General features: G+C 70.9%; 12 protein-coding genes. 7 read left to right on the plus strand and 5 right to left on the minus strand.

Translation table 11 applies throughout. The features are described 5' to 3' along the window. Positions 1-117: 117 nt before the first annotated feature. The 4 genes from iolD to iolC are packed head-to-tail and all read right to left on the minus strand — an operon-like array spanning position 118 to position 4,845. A complete protein-coding gene (gene iolD / locus J5X07_RS07365; protein WP_208479203.1) occupies positions 118-2,025 on the minus strand; it encodes a 3D-(3,5/4)-trihydroxycyclohexane-1,2-dione acylhydrolase (decyclizing) in 1,908 nt (635 codons plus the stop codon). 37 nt (positions 2,026-2,062) lie between these two features. Beyond that, on the minus strand, positions 2,063-2,947 hold the full coding sequence (gene iolB / locus J5X07_RS07370) for a 5-deoxy-glucuronate isomerase (protein ID WP_243896575.1): 885 nt from the start codon (positions 2,945-2,947) through the stop codon (positions 2,063-2,065). Between the two features lie 22 nt (positions 2,948-2,969). Further along, on the minus strand, positions 2,970-3,848 hold the full coding sequence (locus J5X07_RS07375; protein ID WP_208479207.1) for a Cgl0159 family (beta/alpha)8-fold protein: 879 nt from the start codon (positions 3,846-3,848) through the stop codon (positions 2,970-2,972). A 10-nt stretch (positions 3,849-3,858) separates the two neighbouring features. Beyond that, positions 3,859-4,845 carry a 5-dehydro-2-deoxygluconokinase gene (gene iolC, locus J5X07_RS07380; protein ID WP_124932583.1) on the minus strand — a complete coding sequence of 329 codons (987 nt, stop codon included), beginning with the start codon at positions 4,843-4,845 and terminating at the stop codon, positions 3,859-3,861. Positions 4,846-5,272: 427 nt separating this feature from the next. Between iolC and J5X07_RS07385 the strand changes: the two genes are divergently transcribed. The 3 genes from J5X07_RS07385 to iolG all read left to right on the plus strand — a co-directional run bounded on the left by J5X07_RS07385 (position 5,273) and on the right by iolG (position 8,411). After that, positions 5,273-6,028, plus strand: coding sequence for a GntR family transcriptional regulator (locus tag J5X07_RS07385; RefSeq protein WP_124932584.1), 756 nt, complete (start codon positions 5,273-5,275; stop codon positions 6,026-6,028). Positions 6,029-6,238: 210 nt separating this feature from the next. Then, positions 6,239-7,315, plus strand: coding sequence for a transaldolase family protein (locus J5X07_RS07390; protein WP_208479209.1), 1,077 nt, complete (start codon positions 6,239-6,241; stop codon positions 7,313-7,315). A 106-nt stretch (positions 7,316-7,421) separates the two neighbouring features. Further along, positions 7,422-8,411 carry an inositol 2-dehydrogenase gene (gene iolG, locus J5X07_RS07395; RefSeq protein WP_208479210.1) on the plus strand — a complete coding sequence of 330 codons (990 nt, stop codon included), beginning with the start codon at positions 7,422-7,424 and terminating at the stop codon, positions 8,409-8,411. A gap of 104 nt (positions 8,412-8,515) precedes the next feature. Here the strand turns inward: iolG and J5X07_RS07400 are convergent, their stop codons facing one another. After that, positions 8,516-8,992 carry a peptidase inhibitor family I36 protein gene (locus J5X07_RS07400; RefSeq protein ID WP_124932587.1) on the minus strand — a complete coding sequence of 159 codons (477 nt, stop codon included), beginning with the start codon at positions 8,990-8,992 and terminating at the stop codon, positions 8,516-8,518. A 594-nt stretch (positions 8,993-9,586) separates the two neighbouring features. Here J5X07_RS07400 and J5X07_RS07405 point away from each other — a divergent pair. The 4 genes from J5X07_RS07405 (at position 9,587) to iolE (ending at position 14,746) form a co-directional block, all read left to right on the plus strand. Continuing rightward, entirely contained in the window at positions 9,587-10,666 is a 1,080-nt protein-coding gene (locus tag J5X07_RS07405) for a LacI family DNA-binding transcriptional regulator (RefSeq protein WP_208479212.1), read from the plus strand. A gap of 105 nt (positions 10,667-10,771) precedes the next feature. Then, positions 10,772-11,980 (plus strand): Gfo/Idh/MocA family protein, encoded by a 1,209-nt coding sequence (locus J5X07_RS07410; protein ID WP_208479214.1) that lies wholly within the window; start codon positions 10,772-10,774, stop codon positions 11,978-11,980. Between the two features lie 21 nt (positions 11,981-12,001). After that, complete coding sequence (locus J5X07_RS07415) at positions 12,002-13,660, plus strand: MFS transporter (protein ID WP_124932590.1); 1,659 nt, start codon at positions 12,002-12,004, stop codon at positions 13,658-13,660. Between the two features lie 159 nt (positions 13,661-13,819). Continuing rightward, positions 13,820-14,746 carry a myo-inosose-2 dehydratase gene (gene iolE, locus J5X07_RS07420; RefSeq protein WP_208479216.1) on the plus strand — a complete coding sequence of 309 codons (927 nt, stop codon included), beginning with the start codon at positions 13,820-13,822 and terminating at the stop codon, positions 14,744-14,746. Positions 14,747-14,769 lie beyond the last annotated feature (23 nt).

Genomic DNA, 14,769 nt, shown 5'->3' on the forward strand with positions numbered 1-14,769 from the left:
GCCGGCGGCGCAGGAGTGCTCACCGTCCAATCCTGACTCGCCCGCCGTCCGGCCCGGCTCAGCCCCGGCTGTCGCTGGGCCCCGGTTGCGGATCGGCAGGACCTGAGCAGGGCATCCTCACAGGTAGTGGCGCTGAGGGGCCCGGTCGCGCACGTAGTCCTCATAGGCGCGCCGGGTGGACTCCAGCTCCGAGACCCCCGAGACCGGCACGTCCCACCAACTCGACCCGGGCGGGTTGGGCCCGTAGAGGTCGGTCTCGATGTGGATCATCGTGGCGCGCTCGGAGGCCGCCGCGGCGCGGTAGGCCTCCCTGAACTCCTCGATGGTGCGGGCCTCCAGGACCTCCAGCCCCCAGGAGCGGGCGTTGGCGGCGATGTCCACCCCGGCGATCCGCTCCTCATCGGCCAGGTGGCTGCCCTCGCCGCGCTGGCGGTACTTGGTGCCGAAGCGCTGGGAGCCGCGCGACTCCGACAGGGACCCGATCGAGGCGAAGCCGTGGTTCTGCAGCAGGACGTAGATGACCTTGATGCCCTCCTGGACCACGGTGGCCAGCTCCATGGGCAGCATCTGGTAGGTGCCATCGCCCACGATCGAGACCACCTCGGCCTCGGGCCGGGCCAGCTTGACGCCCATGGCCGCCGGGATCTCGTAGCCCATGCAGCTGAAGGCGTACTCCACGTGGTACTGCAGGGGGCTGCGGGCCTGCCACAGGGCCTGCAGGTCCCCGGGCATGGATCCGGCGGCGTTGATGACGACGTCCTCGGGGCCCATGAGCTCGTTGAGGGCGCCGAAGACCTCGGTCTGGGCGGGCAGCGGGCCGTGGCCCAGGTGGTAGCACCGCTCGGTGGCCTCCAGCCAGGCCTCCCTCTGCGCGGCGATCTCGGTGGAGTAGGCCTCATCGACCCGGTGGCCCTCCAGGGCGCCGGCCAGAGCCGCCAGGGCCTCGCGGGCGTCGGCCACCACCATCTCGGCGCTCTCCTTGGCGGCGTCGAAGGGGGCGACGTTGATGTTGACGAAGCGCACCTCGGGGTTCTTGAACTGGGTCTTGGAGGCGGTGGTGAAATCCGAGTAGCGGGTGCCCACGCCGATGACGAGGTCGGCCCTGTCGGCCAAATGGTTGGCGGCGGCGCAGCCGGTGGATCCCACCCCTCCCACCGCGCAGGGGTCGTCGAAGCTGATCGCGCCCTTGCCCGCCTGGGTGTCGGCCACTGGGATCCCGGTGGCGGCGGCCAGGTCCCGCAGCTCCTGACCGGCCCCGGAGTAGATGGTCCCGCCCCCGGCGATGATGAGGGGCCGCTTGGCGGCCCGGATGAGGGCGGCGGCCCGCTCCAGGGCGGCGGGCTCGGGGACGGGGCGGCGCACATGCCACACGCGCTTGCGGAACAGCTCCACGGGCCAGTCGAAGGCCTCGGCCTGGACGTCCTGGGGCATGGCGATGGTCACCGCCCCGGTCTCGGCCGGGTCGGTGAGCACGCGCATGGCGGCCAGCAGGGAGGGGATGAGCTGCTCGGGGCGGTTGATGCGGTCGAAGAAGCGCGAGACCGGGCGGAAGGCATCGTTGACGCTGACATCCAGGCTCGTGGGGTCCTCCAGCTGCTGGAGCACCGGGTCGGGGATCCGGGTGGCGAACTGGTCGGAGGGCAGGAGCAGGACCGGCAGGCGGTTGGTGGTGGCCAGCGCCGCGCCGGTGACCATGTTGAGGGAGCCCGGGCCGATGGAGGCCGTGCACATCCAGGTCTGGAGCCTGTCCGTGGTCTTGGCGAAGGCCGCAGCGGCATGGACCTGGCCCTGCTCGTTGCGGGGCATGATGTAGGGCATCTCCCCCTCGCCCTCGGCCCGGGCGATCTCGTTCTGCAGGAGGGCCTGGCCGATCCCGGCCACATTGCCGTGGCCGAAGATGCCGAAGGCCCCGGCGATGAGGCGCCGCTCGACGCCGTCGCGCTCGGAGTACTGGTTGCTCAGGAATCGGATGGTCGCCTGGGCCACGGTCAGGCGGACCGTGCCGGCGTAGGCCTCGTTGCTCACGGGTTCCTTCCTCGGTTCTCGTCGGGTCTGTGTCGGGTCAGTTCATGGGCGTCATGGGCAGGCGGGGGTCGACCTCCTGGCCCTCCCAGGTCCGGCGGACCCAGGTGTGGTGGGGGTCGTCGGTCATGAGCCACACGGCGTCCTCGGCGGGGCCGGCCATGACGTTGAGGTAGTACAGGTCGTAGCCGGGGGCGGCCACGGAGGGGCCGTGGTAGCCGTAGGGCATGATGACCACGTCGCGGTCGCGGACCTCGGCGCACACGTCGATGTCGTGCCCGGGAGAGGGGTAGATGCGCTGGAGGGCGAAGCCCTGGGCGCCGTCGGCCCCGGGGCGCACCTCGTAGTAGTAGATCTCCTCCAGGACCCGCTCGACCTCGGTGTGCTCATCGTGCTTGTGCGGCGGGTAGGAGGACCAGTTGCCCCCGGGGGTCAGCACCTCGCAGGCCAGGAGGTGGGAGGTCTCCACCTCATTGCCCAGGGCGTAGTTGTTGACCTGGCGGCTGGCGGGGCCCGCGCCGCGCAGGCCGGTGCCCACCTCGGAGCGGGGGCAGTAGCGCAGGGGGCGGTCGCCGGTGGCCCGGGAGCCGGGCAGGGCGATCCGAGCGCCCCCGGTGCTGCTCAGGCGCACGTCGGTGCGGCGGGGGATGTAGGCGTAGTCGGTGATGTCGGTGAAGACGGACTCGCGTCCGGCGATCTCCAGGCTCCGGCCCTGCGCCTCCACGGTGCACCCGCCGCTCAGGGGCAGGATGAGGTACTCGTCCTGCCCGCCGGGGATCTCCACGGAGCCGCCCGGCTCCAGGGCGACCACGCGCAGGGAGCACCAGTCCCATCCGGCGCGCTCGGGGGTCAGGTCGAGCTCGTAGGGGCCGTGGGCGAGCTCGCCTCGGCGGATGAGGTACTGCGACTGGTCTGACTGGGGCATCATGTCCTCTTTCGGCGGTTCTTCAGCGGTTCAGGAGCTCAACGGCACTGTCGACGGCGGCGGCGACGTCCCCATCCCGGGGGTAGAGCATGGATCGGCCCACCACCAGGCCCCTGACCTGGGGCAGTCTCAGCGCCCTGCCCCAGGCCTCCATGGCGGCCGCCGGGTCCCGGGGGACCTCCCCTCCCAGGATGAGCGAGGGCAGGGTGGTGGCGGCCATGACCCGCTCCATCTGCTCGACGCAGGGGAGCTTCAGCCAGGTGCGGGCCGAGGTCCTCCCCAGGCCCTGGACGATGGAGATGGAGCGGATGACGGCCTCGGGGCTCAGGTCGTTGACGGCGCGCGCCCCCTCCCACCGGGTGATGAAGGGCTCGATCATGGCGTTCAGGCCCCGCTGGGACAGGGAGTCGATGGCGCGGGCGCTGGCCTCCAGGGTGTCGGCGGTGCGGGGGTCGGCGTCGTTGATGCGGGTGAGCATCTTGCCGCCGTCGAGCCCCGAGGCCTGGATGCCGGCGGCGTCGTAGCCGCCGAAGCGGTCGTCCATCTCGAAGGAGGACCCCTGCAGCCCCACCCGGTTCATCGAGCCCCAGACGAGCTTGCCGTCCAGGGCGCCCAGCAGGGCGAGGTCCTCGATGATGTCGGCGGTGCCCAGGAAGCCGCCCACGCCCGGGCGGGACAGCGCCGTCATGCAGCGGCCGAGCAGGTCCTCCCGATCGGCCATGGCCAGAGGATCCGCCCCCGCCCCCAGGGCCCCGCGGGCGGGGTGGTCGCAGGCGATGACCATGAGCGGCCCGCACTGGGCGGCGCCGGCGCGCGGGCGATCGGCCAGGGTCCTGGCGATCCGGTCCGGGTCGGTGGCACGGATCGCGACGATGCGCTCGGTCAGCGGTGCTGCGCCCATGATCCCCGCCTCACAGCTCCACATCGGGGGCCACCGCCCGGCGGTGCTGGCGCATGAGGTCGAGCAGCTCGGCCCGGGTGGGCATGGCGGTGGAGCACTCCAGTCGGGAGGAGACGATGGCGCCGGCGGTGGAGGCGGCGAAGATCGTCTTGTCCAGGGGCCATCGGCTGAGCAGGCCGTGGCAGACGGCGCCCCCGAAGGCGTCCCCGGCCCCGAGCCCGTTGCGGGTCTCCACATGGGTGGCGGGCATCTCCACGCGCTCGGTGCGGGTCTTGGCCAGGGTGCCCTGCCGCCCCTGCTTGACGATGGCCAGCTCGACCCCGGCCTCCAGGAGCGCGTCGGCGGCCCGGTCGGGATCGCGCTGGCCGACGGCGACCTCGCACTCCTCGCGGTTGCCGATGGCCACGGTGACCTTGGGCAGGACCGCGGCGACCTCCCGGTGGGCGTCCTCGCGGCTGTCCCAGAACATCTCGCGGTAGTCCAGGTCGATGATCGTGAAGGGCCTGCGCCCCCGGGCGTCCAGGGCCGCGTGGTGGGCGGCGCGCGAGGGCTCCTTGCTCAGCCCGGTGGCCGAGACCCAGAAGATGGAGGAGGCCGCGATGGCCTCCATCGGCAGGTCCTGGGGCGTCAGCTCCAGGTCGGGGGCGGAGGGCTCGCGGTAGAAGTAGAGGGGGAAGCGGTCCGGGGGGAAGATCTCGCAGAAGGTGACCGGCGTGTTGTAGGCGGCCCGGGTGACGACGAAGTCGTCGCCCACGCCCAGGCGGCGCATCTCGGTGCGCACGAAGCGGCCGAAGGGGTCGTTGCCCACACCGGTGATGACCGCTGAGCGGTGGCCGTAGCGGGCGGCGGCCACGGCCACGTTGGTGGGGCTCCCCCCGAGGAACTTCCCGAAGGTCTCAACGTCCTCCAGGCCGACTCCCTGCTGGAGGGGGTAGATGTCGACGCCGCAGCGGCCGATGGTCAGTACGTCGAGCCCAGGGCTCCTGGGAGGTGTCATGTCTCTTCCACGTCCTCGGGGTGGATCATGGGCCCGCAGGCCGTCCTGCCGGCGCTACTGCGAAGCCTGCCCCACCCCGACCGGCCCCGTCAAGCATTTGTAAGTACAAATAAAGGGGATCTTTGCGGCTCCACACGGGCGCGGGCCCGCCCGCGCCGGGTCGGGGCGATGGCCCGGAGGCGCGGGCACCGAGATGACAAGGCGCCCATGCGCTTCGTATCCTATAAGAGGGACCCCACCCATCACCCCGCATCCCACAGGTGGCAGCACCGGCCCGTCACTGCGACCACGGCCGCGCGGCCACGGCGACCAGCGCCGCCCCGGGAGCCCGCACGCCCTCCACGCGCGGAGCACCACTCTCAACACCGATCATCAGCACATACAGATCATCAGCACATACCGCCATCACGACTGCCCCAGGTGCCACATGCCCACCGCCGACCACTCGCCCTTCGCCCTCGACATCACCATTGACCGCTCCAGCCGGGTGCCCCTGCACACCCAGATCTCCGAGCCGCTGGCCGCACTCATCCTGGATGGCACCCTGAGCCCTGGAACGCGCCTGGAGGATGAGCTCTCGATGGCCAGGCGCCTGAAGGTCTCCCGCCCCACCGCGCGCCAGGCCCTTCAGCACCTGGTGGACCGCGGCCTGCTCAAGCGCAGGCGCGGGGCGGGCACGATCGTCTCCCCGCCGCATGTGCACCGGCCCATGGAGCTGACCAGCCTGCTGTCCGACCTGGTGGCCGCCGGCCACTCGACCTCCACCACCCTGCTGGACTACCACCGGCACCCCGCCGACGCCGAGGAGGCCGGGCACCTGGAGACCGAGCCGGGCACGCCCGTGGTCACCTTCGAGCGCATCCGCCTGGCCGACGGCGAGCCCGTGGCCGTGCTGCACAACCTCATGCCCGCCGCGGTGGCGCCCACCGAGGCCGAGCTGACCACGAGCGGCCTGTACGACACGCTGCGCGCCCACGACGTCATCCCCACCACGGCCAAGCAGATCATCGGCGCGCGCAATGCCACGCCCAAGGAGGCCGAGCTGCTCCACGAGCGGCGCCGCGCCGCCCTGCTGACCGCCACCCGCACCACCTACGACCAGGCGGGGCAGGTCATCGAGTACGGCCAGCACATCTACCGGGCCTCGCGCTACTCCTTCGAGACCACCCTGTTCTCCAGCTAGGCCGCGCCCGGATCGCCGCCCCCGCCCGCCGCCCAAGGGCGCGGCCCGCAGGGGCCGGCAGCGGGCCCATCAGCACCAGGCTCAGTTTGTCCGAACAAATCGTTGACAGAACCCCCCTGCAGCGTCTTCAATGGAGCCACCACGCTGCGGATGCAAGGAAGCCCACCCGCGGCAGGAACCCACCAGCACCGCAGAGAAGAAGCAGGACAGATGAGCATCGAATACACCCCCGGGCCCCTTCTCGACGCCGCCCGCAGCACCCCCACCGCCCTCTGGAACGACTCAGCCGACCCCGAGGAGCTGCGCCAGTCGATCTCCTTCGGCGGCGTCGGCGCCACCTGCAACCCCACCATCGCCTACACCTGCATCAACCAGCGCAAGGATGTGTGGCTGCCCCGCATCGCCGAGCTGGCCGAGGAGATGCCCGAGGCCACCGAGTCCGAGATCGGCTGGCAGGTGGTGCGCGAGCTGAGCATCGAGGCCGCCGCGCTCCTGGAGCCGATCTTCGAGGAGCACCAGGGGCGCAACGGCCGCCTGTCGATGCAGACCGACCCGCGCCTGGCCCGCAGCGCCTCCGCCCTGGCCGACCAGGCCGAGGAGTTCTCCGGCCTGGCCAAGAACATCATCGTCAAGATCCCGGCCACCTCCGTGGGGGTCGAGGCCATCGAGGAGGCCACCTACCGGGGCGTGTCGGTCAACGTCACCGTCTCCTTCTCCGTGCCCCAGGCCGTGACCACCGGCGAGGCCATCGAGCGCGGCCTCCAGCGCCGCGAGGCCGAGGGCCTGGACACCTCGACCATGGGCCCGGTAGTCACGCTCATGGGCGGCCGCCTGGATGATTGGATCAAGATCGTGGCCAAGAGGGACAACCTCTTCCTGGACCCCGGTCATCTGGAGTGGGCCGGCGTGGCCGCCCTCAAGCGGGCGTACCAGGAGTTCCAGTCCCGGGGCCTGCGGGCGCGCGTGCTGTCGGCGGCCTTCCGCAACGTCATGCACTGGTCCGAGCTGGTCGGCGGGGACCTGGTGGTCTCCCCGCCCTTCGCCTGGCAGAGGCTCATCAACGACTCCGGCTACAAGGTCACCAACCGCATCGACGTGCCCGTGGCCCTGGAGATCATGGAGACCCTCCTGTCCATCCCGGAGTTCGTGCGCGCCTACGAGCCCGACGGCATGACCCCCGAGGAGTTCGACTCCTACGGCGCCACCCGCCGCACCCTGCGCGGCTTCCTCCAGGCCGACGCCGATCTGGACGCCCTGGTGCGCGACGTCATCATGCCCCAGCCCTGAGCCGCGCCGAGCGACTCCCACCGATCCCGCGCCACCGGGGCCCGCGCCATCGAGCGGGTCCCGGTGCGCCCCGACCCCGACCACCGAACCACACGAAGGAGCAAAGATGCTCAGAATCGCCGTCATCGGCGCCGGCCGTATCGGGCAGGTGCACGCCAGGACCATCGCCGCCCACCCCCGGGCCGAGCTCGCCCTGGTCTGCGACCCCGCCCAGGGCGCCGCCAAGGACCTCGCGGACCTCCACGGGGCCCGCTCCTGCCAGGATGTCGAGGAGGTCTTCTCCGACCCCGCCATCGACGCCGTCATCGTGGGCTCGCCCACGCCCCTGCACATCCCCCACCTCCTGGCCGCCGCCAAGGCGGGCAAGGCCGTCCTGTGCGAGAAGCCCATCGCCCTGGACATGAGGGACGTCGAGGAGGCCCGCGCCGATCTCGACGCCGTGGGGGTCCCGGTGATGTTCGGATTCAACCGCCGCTTCGATCCCAGCTTCGCGGCCGTGCACGCCGCCGTGGAGGCGGGCAGGATCGGAGACCTGGAGCAGCTGACCATCATCAGCCGCGACCCCGCGGCCCCGCCGCTGGAGTACGTCAAGGTCTCGGGCGGCATCTTCCGGGACATGACCATCCACGACTTCGACACCGCCCGCTTCTTCCTGGGCGACATCATCGAGGTCCACGCCGTGGGCCAGAACCTCGACCCGGCCATCGAGGAGGCCGGCGACTTCGACGCCGCCGTGGTGACCCTGCGCGCGGCCAGCGGCGCGGTGGCCACGATCATCAACAACCGGCACTGCGCCTCGGGCTACGACCAGCGCCTGGAGGCCTCCGGGCGCGACGGCGCCCTGCTGGCCGAGAACATCCGCCCCACCACGGTGCGCCTGTCCAACGCCGAGATCACCGACGCCCAGGAGCCCTACCTCGACTTCTTCCTGGAGCGCTACGCCGACGCCTACCGCCTGGAGCTGTCGGCATTCATCGAGGCCGTTGAGGAGGGCACCACTCCCCCCACCTCCATCGCCGACGCCATCGAGGCCCTGCGCCTGGCGGAGGCGGCCACCGAGTCCGCCCGGAGCGGCCGGCCTGTGCGCCTGGGCTGACCCGCTGCGGGCCCAGGGACGGGGTGGGTGCCGGGGCCCGGCACCCACCCCGCGCCCCGGGAGGAGCCGCGCAGGGGCCTGCGGCTCACACTGCGCAGACCGGCTCACACTGCGCAGACGCCGTCATGGCAGCTCGGGGCGTCCACGTGGTGGGAGGCGTTGTTGTTCTTCAGGGCGGGATCGAGATTGGCCGAGGCGCCCGCGGGGATGACCTGGCTCCGCCCCCCGTAGTTGGAGTTGTAGTAGACGGTCACCGGGTGCGCCGTGCGGTTGGTCACCGAGGCGGTGTTGTTCTTCATGCACTCCCCTCTGCCCGCAGCATCCTTGTCAGGGCTCTTGAACTCGTAGCAACCCGGTTGACTGGAGCCGTAATTGCGCATAGAGCCGGTGAAGTCGGAGACCGCGCCCTTCTGATCGCTGTTGTAGTGGAAGCAGACCTCCCCCACATCGCACACGCCGTCGCGCTCGGCGGCGCTGGCGGGCGAGGAGGGAAGGGTCAGGGCGCCGAGAGCCAGGAGGAGGGCGGCAGCCGCCCCGGTCAGGCGCCGGGCGAGTGAGGTCGGCACGAGTGCGGTGGACATGGGATCATTCCTTTCTGACACGGTGAGTGGGTCATGCGGCGCCACAGGCCCCTGGGGCAGGACCGGCCCGCCCCAGGGCCCGGCGGCGCAGCGGCGGCGGCCACTGGGCGCTCATCTCGGAATGGGCGCGGCCGCAGTGCCGCCATCCAGAGCCGGAATTCCGCGGGAAGCGGCAGTGGATATGGCCACCACCGCCACCGCTTCCATCCTTCTGCGGACACGAGAAGCCTAAGAAGCCCTCATCAATCCCCTCAATGGTTCCCTCCGCCCTTGACAAGGGCTCCCCTCCTCTGCTTAGCGTGAGGGATGGGAGAATCACAGGCATGGGGAACCATCCGATTCCCGGGACCACGGCCGGGGAGTATGGCCGGCGATCAACGAATATGATCAATTGCTGATAGTCAGCAGAATGAGAGCCGCATGCATTCAAGACAATATCGGCAACGCTGCCGAGCGCGGAACAGGTTGGGATCAACGTGCCGCCCGACCGGCCCTGAGGGCGCCACGCCCCAATAGCCCATCTGCCGCCGTCCCGCTCGGGCTATGGCGCACCCTGACACAGGGCCCAGGCAGCAGGCCCGAGGAGGCCCAGCCATGACCAGTGACCGAGGAAGGCCCAGCCGCCGGAGCGCCGGCGCTCCGCACGGGGACGACCGCCGGCCGCAGGACGGATCCGGCAGGCCCGTCACCCAGCTCGATGTCGCCCGGGCGGCGGGAGTCTCGCGCTCCGTGGTCTCCCATGTGCTCAACCGCAACGGGCGCATCTCCGAGGAGACCCGCGACAGGGTGCTGCGCATCGCCCAGGAGATGGACTACCAGCCCCATGCGGCGGCCAGCGAGCTGGCCTCGCAGCACTCCCGGCGCGTGGTGGTCATCCTGCCCTACCTGGACAACCCCTTCTTCGACACACTCGTGCGCCACCTGCGCCACCACTGCCTCAAGGCCGATCACAGCCTGGTGGTGCTGGCCTCGGACCTGGAGACGGGAATGGAGCGGGCCACCCTCGAGGAGGCGCGGCGCATGCGGCCCACCGGCCTCGTGCTGCCGGGAACGCGCCTGGAGCCCGAGGAGATCGAGCGCCTGGGCCGGAGCCTGCCGGTGTGCCTGCTGGACCGGGGCCTGAGCGGGTCCCCGGTGCGCACCGCGCGGATGGATGAGGCCCTGGCCGCCGAGCTGGTCGTGTCCCACCTGCACGAGCAGGGGCACCGGCACCTGGCCTTCCTCTCCCCCGCCGCACCCATGCACGAGCACCTGGCGGCGGAGCGGGCCGGGGCCTGCCTGCAGGAGGCCCGGCGCCGGGGGATGACCGCCCAGGAGATCCAGTGCACCGGTGGCGCGCTCATGGCCCTGGAGACCGCCCTGGAGGGCCACCGCCGGCCGGTGGCCGTGGTGGCCTACAACGACGTGCTGGCCATCAATATCGTCGCCGCCGCCCACCACCTGGGCAGGCGGCTGGGACCCGACCTGGCCGTGGCCAGCTATGACAACACGCGCCTGGCCTCCCGCCCGGAGTTCGGACTGACCAGCGTGGACCAGCGCCCCGAGCAGCTGGCGCGCGCCGCCGTCGAGCTGCTCATCGATGGGGGCACGGGGCAGGCCCCGCCCACGCGGACGGTGCGCCCCAACCTGGTGGTGCGCTCCTCCACGAATCGCCCGCTCAAGCACTTGTCCTGACAAACTAGGTTCTGATACGGTCGCTTCACGCCGTTGCTGACGCGCGTTCCCACTGTTGCCGCGCTGCTGCCGCAGCACCCGACAAGGCCGTCGGAAAGGACGATCATGACCAAGAAAAGACCCCTGGGCATCGGTGTCATCTCGCTGGGATGGATGGGCCGCCTCCATGCACGCAGCTACCGATCGGTGCCCGAGCGATTCCCCGAGCTGGGGGTGGCCCCGCACCTGGTGGCCGCCGCCGACCCGGTCGAGCAGATCCGCACCGAGGCGGTGGAGGACCTGGGCTTCGAGCGCGCCTACGCCGACTACCGGGAGCTGCTGGCCGACCCGCGGGTCGAGGCCGTCTCCATCTGCGCCCCCAACTTCCTCCACCACGAGATGGCGCTGGCCGCCATCGAGGCGGGAAAGCCCTTCTGGATCGAGAAGCCCATGGGCATCAGCGCCGAGCAGTCCCGCCGGATCGCCCTGGCGGCCCAGGACGCCGGCCTGGTCACCGCCGTGGGATTCAACTACCGCCACACCCCGGCCATCGAGTACCTGCGCTCGCTCGTGCGCGACGGCGCCCTGGGGCGCATCACCAATGTGCGGGTGTGGTTCATCGCCGACTACAACTCCTCCCCGCTGAGCCCGCTGACCTGGCGGGCATCGCGCGAGAAGGCCGGCGCCGGCGTCGTCCCCGACCTCATGAGCCATGGGGCCGACCTGGCCCAGTACGTCGTGGGCCGCATCGCCTCGGTCAGCGCGCAGACCGGCACCTTCATCACCGAGCGGCCCATCCCCACCAGGATGGGCATCGGCCACTCCGGCTTCGAGATCGGCGATGAGGTGGGCCCCGTGGAGAATGAGGACTACGTGGCCATGCTCGTGCGCTTCGACGGCGGGGCCGTGGGCACGATGGAGTCCTCCCGGGTCAGCGTGGGCCCGCGGGCCGAGTACGTCGTCGAGGTCTACGGCACCGGCGGCTCGGCCCGCTGGAACTTCGAGCGGCTCAACGAGCTGGAGGTCTGCACCGACCTGGACGGCGGGGCCACCCACGGCTACACCCGCGCCATGGCCGGGCCCCAGTGGGGTCAGTGGCACCGCTTCCAGCCCGCCATCGGCACCTCCATGGGCTTCGACGACATGAAGTGCATCGAGGCGGCCCAATTCCTGGAGTCGGTCCTCACCGGCGAGCAGATCGCCCCCTCGGCCGCCGACGCCTGGTGCGCCGCCGAGGTCGACCAGGCCATCATCGCCTCCGCCGAGGACGGCCAGTGGCACGATGTGCCGCCGGTCAGCGGCCCCACCACCTTCGACCGCGCCACCGGCGCCTGAATCACAGGAGCACACCCGCACATGAGCCAGACAGCAACCGGCCTCTCCCTGCGAGGCATCACCAAGGAGCAGATGCGCGAGGCGGTGGACCAGACCCCGCCCTCGGGCAAGCACCGCGGCATCTTCGCCGTGGCCGCCGTGGCGACCCTGGGCTCCCTGCTCTTCGGTTACGACACCGGGGTCATCTCCGGGGCCCTGCCCTTCATGTACATGCCCTTCGCCGCCAAGGGCCTGCAGCTGACCGCCTTCGAGGAGGGCGCCATCGGCGGCACCCTCCTGGTGGGGGCGGCCCTGGGGGCGCTCATCGGCGGCCGACTGTCGGACCGCTACGGCCGCCGCCACAACATCACCCTGCTGGCGATCCTCTTCGTCGTCGGAGCCCTGGGCACCACCCTGGCCCCCAACGTGTGGATCATGTACCCCTTCCGGGTCGTCCTGGGCTTCGCCGTGGGCGGGGCCTCGGCCACGGTCCCGGTCTACCTGGCCGAGACCGCGCCCAAGCGGATCCGCGGCTCCATCGTGGCCATCGACCAGCTGATGATCGTCACCGGCCAGCTCCTGGCCTTCGCCATGAATGCGGCGATCAGCCACGCCCAGGGCGGACCGCGCATCGCCATCGAGGCCGACCCCTCGGGAACCCTGGCCCCCGGGGAGTACGCCTACGACACCATCCGCTCCCTCCAGGCCTCCCAGGGGGGCACCATGAGCGCCGATGAGTACCACGCCTTCCTCAACCAGCTGGTGATCTCCTGGGGCAATGGCGAGACCTGGCGCTACATGCTCGTGCTGTGCACCATCCCCGCCATCGCCCTGTGGATCGGCATCCGCCTCATGCCCGAGTCCTCGCGCTGGTACGTGGCCAAGGAGCGCCTCCACGAGGCCATCGGCGCCCTCAAGCGGGTGCGCGATGAGGACAAGGACGGCCCCCTGGTCGACGAGCTCATGGAGATGGCCGAGTCCCGCCAGCACGAGCTGGCCGAGGAGTCCGCCAAGCGCGGCCTGGGCTATGTCCTGGCCACGCCCTGGCTGCGCAAGCTGCTGGGCGTGGGCATCTTCCTGGCGGTGGTCAACCAGACCACCGGCGTCAACACGGTCATGTACTACGCGCCCAAGGTGCTGGAGTACGCGGGCATGTCCACCTCCTCGGCGATCACCGCGCAGGTGGCCAATGGGGTCATGAGCGTCATCGGCTCGGCCATCGGGATCTGGCTCATCATGAGGTTCCGCCGGCGCCAGATCCTCATCGCCGATGTCACGGGCGTGGGCATCTGCCTGCTGGGGATCGCCGCCACCTTCCAGTTCCTCATCGCCCCGCACATGGCCGAGCACACCGCCCCGCCGGCCTGGGCCGCCTACCTCATCCTGGCGCTCATGTCCGTGTTCATGCTCATCGTCCAATCCTCCAATGGCACGGTGGTGTGGACGATGATGGGCGAGCTCTTCCCCGCCAATGTCCGCGGGGTCATGAATGGCACGGCGATCTTCTGCATGTGGACGGCCAACGCCATCATCACCTGGACCTTCCCGCGGATGATGGAGACCCTGGGCGGCGGCTACACCTACACGATCTACGGGGTGCTCAACCTCGTCATCGCCGTCATCCTGCTGCGCATCATGCCCGAGACCTCGGATAAGTCCCTGGAGGAGATCGAGGCCGAGATGGAGGCGCGCTACTCCTGATGCCCCGGGGGCGGCGGCCGGCGCCCCCCCCCCCGGGGGGGGGGGGGGGGGGGGGGGGGCGCCCCCCCCCCCCCCCCCCCCCCCCCCCCCCCCCCCCCCGCCCACCCACCGCCCCGCCTTCCACCCCCCCACCACCGACAGCCAATGAAGGAGAGGACCATGGCCTTCCGACTCGACCCCAGCACCGCGATCAAGGACCCCCACGGCATCAGCTGGGGCATGCACCCCATCACCTGGCGCAATGACGACATCCCCGAGGTCGGCGCCTTCAACACCCTGGAGGACATGCTCCTCGACCTGGCCGACACCGGCTATGCCGGCACCGAGTGCGCCGGGTTCTTCCCGCCCAGGGAGGAGGTCAAGGCCGCCGCCGAGGCCCGCGGCATCGCCATCGTGGCGCAGTGGTTCTCCTCCTTCATCGTGCGCGACGGGGTGGAGGCGGTCATCCCCGATTTCGAGGCGACCTGCTCCTACCTGGAGTACCTGGGGGCCACCCGCGTCGTGGTCTCCGAGCAGACCGGCTCGGTCCAGGGCAAGCGCGACGTCTGCATCTTCACCAACAAGCCGGTGCTCAGCGAGGAGGAGTGGCCCGTCCTGGCCGAGGGCCTCAACCGTCTGGGCGGGATCGCCCACGAGCACGGCCTGGAGCTGGTCTACCACCACCACCTGGGCACGGTGATCCAGACCAAGGAGGAGACCATCCGCCTCATGGAGATGACCGACCCCGCCAGGGTCTCCCTCCTGTTCGACACCGGGCACGCCTATGTGGGCGACGGCGATGTCATGGGCCTGCTGCGAGCCACCATCGACCGGGTCAAGCACGTGCACTTCAAGGACGTGCGCCCCGAGAAGCTGGAGGAGTCCCGGGCCGCCGAGCGCTCCTTCCTCGACTCCTTCCTGGCGGGCATGTTCACCGTTCCGGGGGATGGCACCATCGACTTCACCGAGCCCTACCGCTTCCTGATCGACCACGGCTACCGGGACTGGATCCTGGTGGAGGCCGAGCAGGACCCGGCCATCGCCAACCCCCTTGGGTACGCCCGCAAGGCCCGGGCCTACCTGGAGGGCACGCTGTTCACAGGCTGAGCGCCCACCCGGTGGGGGGGGGG

The organism is Actinomyces bowdenii, from assembly GCF_017592395.1.
GTDB classification, from domain to species: domain Bacteria; phylum Actinomycetota; class Actinomycetes; order Actinomycetales; family Actinomycetaceae; genus Actinomyces; species Actinomyces bowdenii.

Coding starts and splice junctions, on each gene's coding strand:
- J5X07_RS07385 (WP_124932584.1), top strand. CDS start 5,273: ATGCCCACCGCCGACCACTCGCCCTTCGCCCTCGACATCACCATTGAC.
- J5X07_RS07390 (WP_208479209.1), top strand. CDS start 6,239: ATGAGCATCGAATACACCCCCGGGCCCCTTCTCGACGCCGCCCGCAGC.
- J5X07_RS07415 (WP_124932590.1), top strand. CDS start 12,002: ATGAGCCAGACAGCAACCGGCCTCTCCCTGCGAGGCATCACCAAGGAG.
- iolC (WP_124932583.1), bottom strand. CDS start 4,845: ATGACACCTCCCAGGAGCCCTGGGCTCGACGTACTGACCATCGGCCGC.
- iolB (WP_243896575.1), bottom strand. CDS start 2,947: ATGCCCCAGTCAGACCAGTCGCAGTACCTCATCCGCCGAGGCGAGCTC.
- J5X07_RS07400 (WP_124932587.1), bottom strand. CDS start 8,992: ATGTCCACCGCACTCGTGCCGACCTCACTCGCCCGGCGCCTGACCGGG.
- iolG (WP_208479210.1), top strand. CDS start 7,422: ATGCTCAGAATCGCCGTCATCGGCGCCGGCCGTATCGGGCAGGTGCAC.
- J5X07_RS07410 (WP_208479214.1), top strand. CDS start 10,772: ATGACCAAGAAAAGACCCCTGGGCATCGGTGTCATCTCGCTGGGATGG.
- J5X07_RS07375 (WP_208479207.1), bottom strand. CDS start 3,848: ATGGGCGCAGCACCGCTGACCGAGCGCATCGTCGCGATCCGTGCCACC.
- J5X07_RS07405 (WP_208479212.1), top strand. CDS start 9,587: ATGACCAGTGACCGAGGAAGGCCCAGCCGCCGGAGCGCCGGCGCTCCG.
- iolE (WP_208479216.1), top strand. CDS start 13,820: ATGGCCTTCCGACTCGACCCCAGCACCGCGATCAAGGACCCCCACGGC.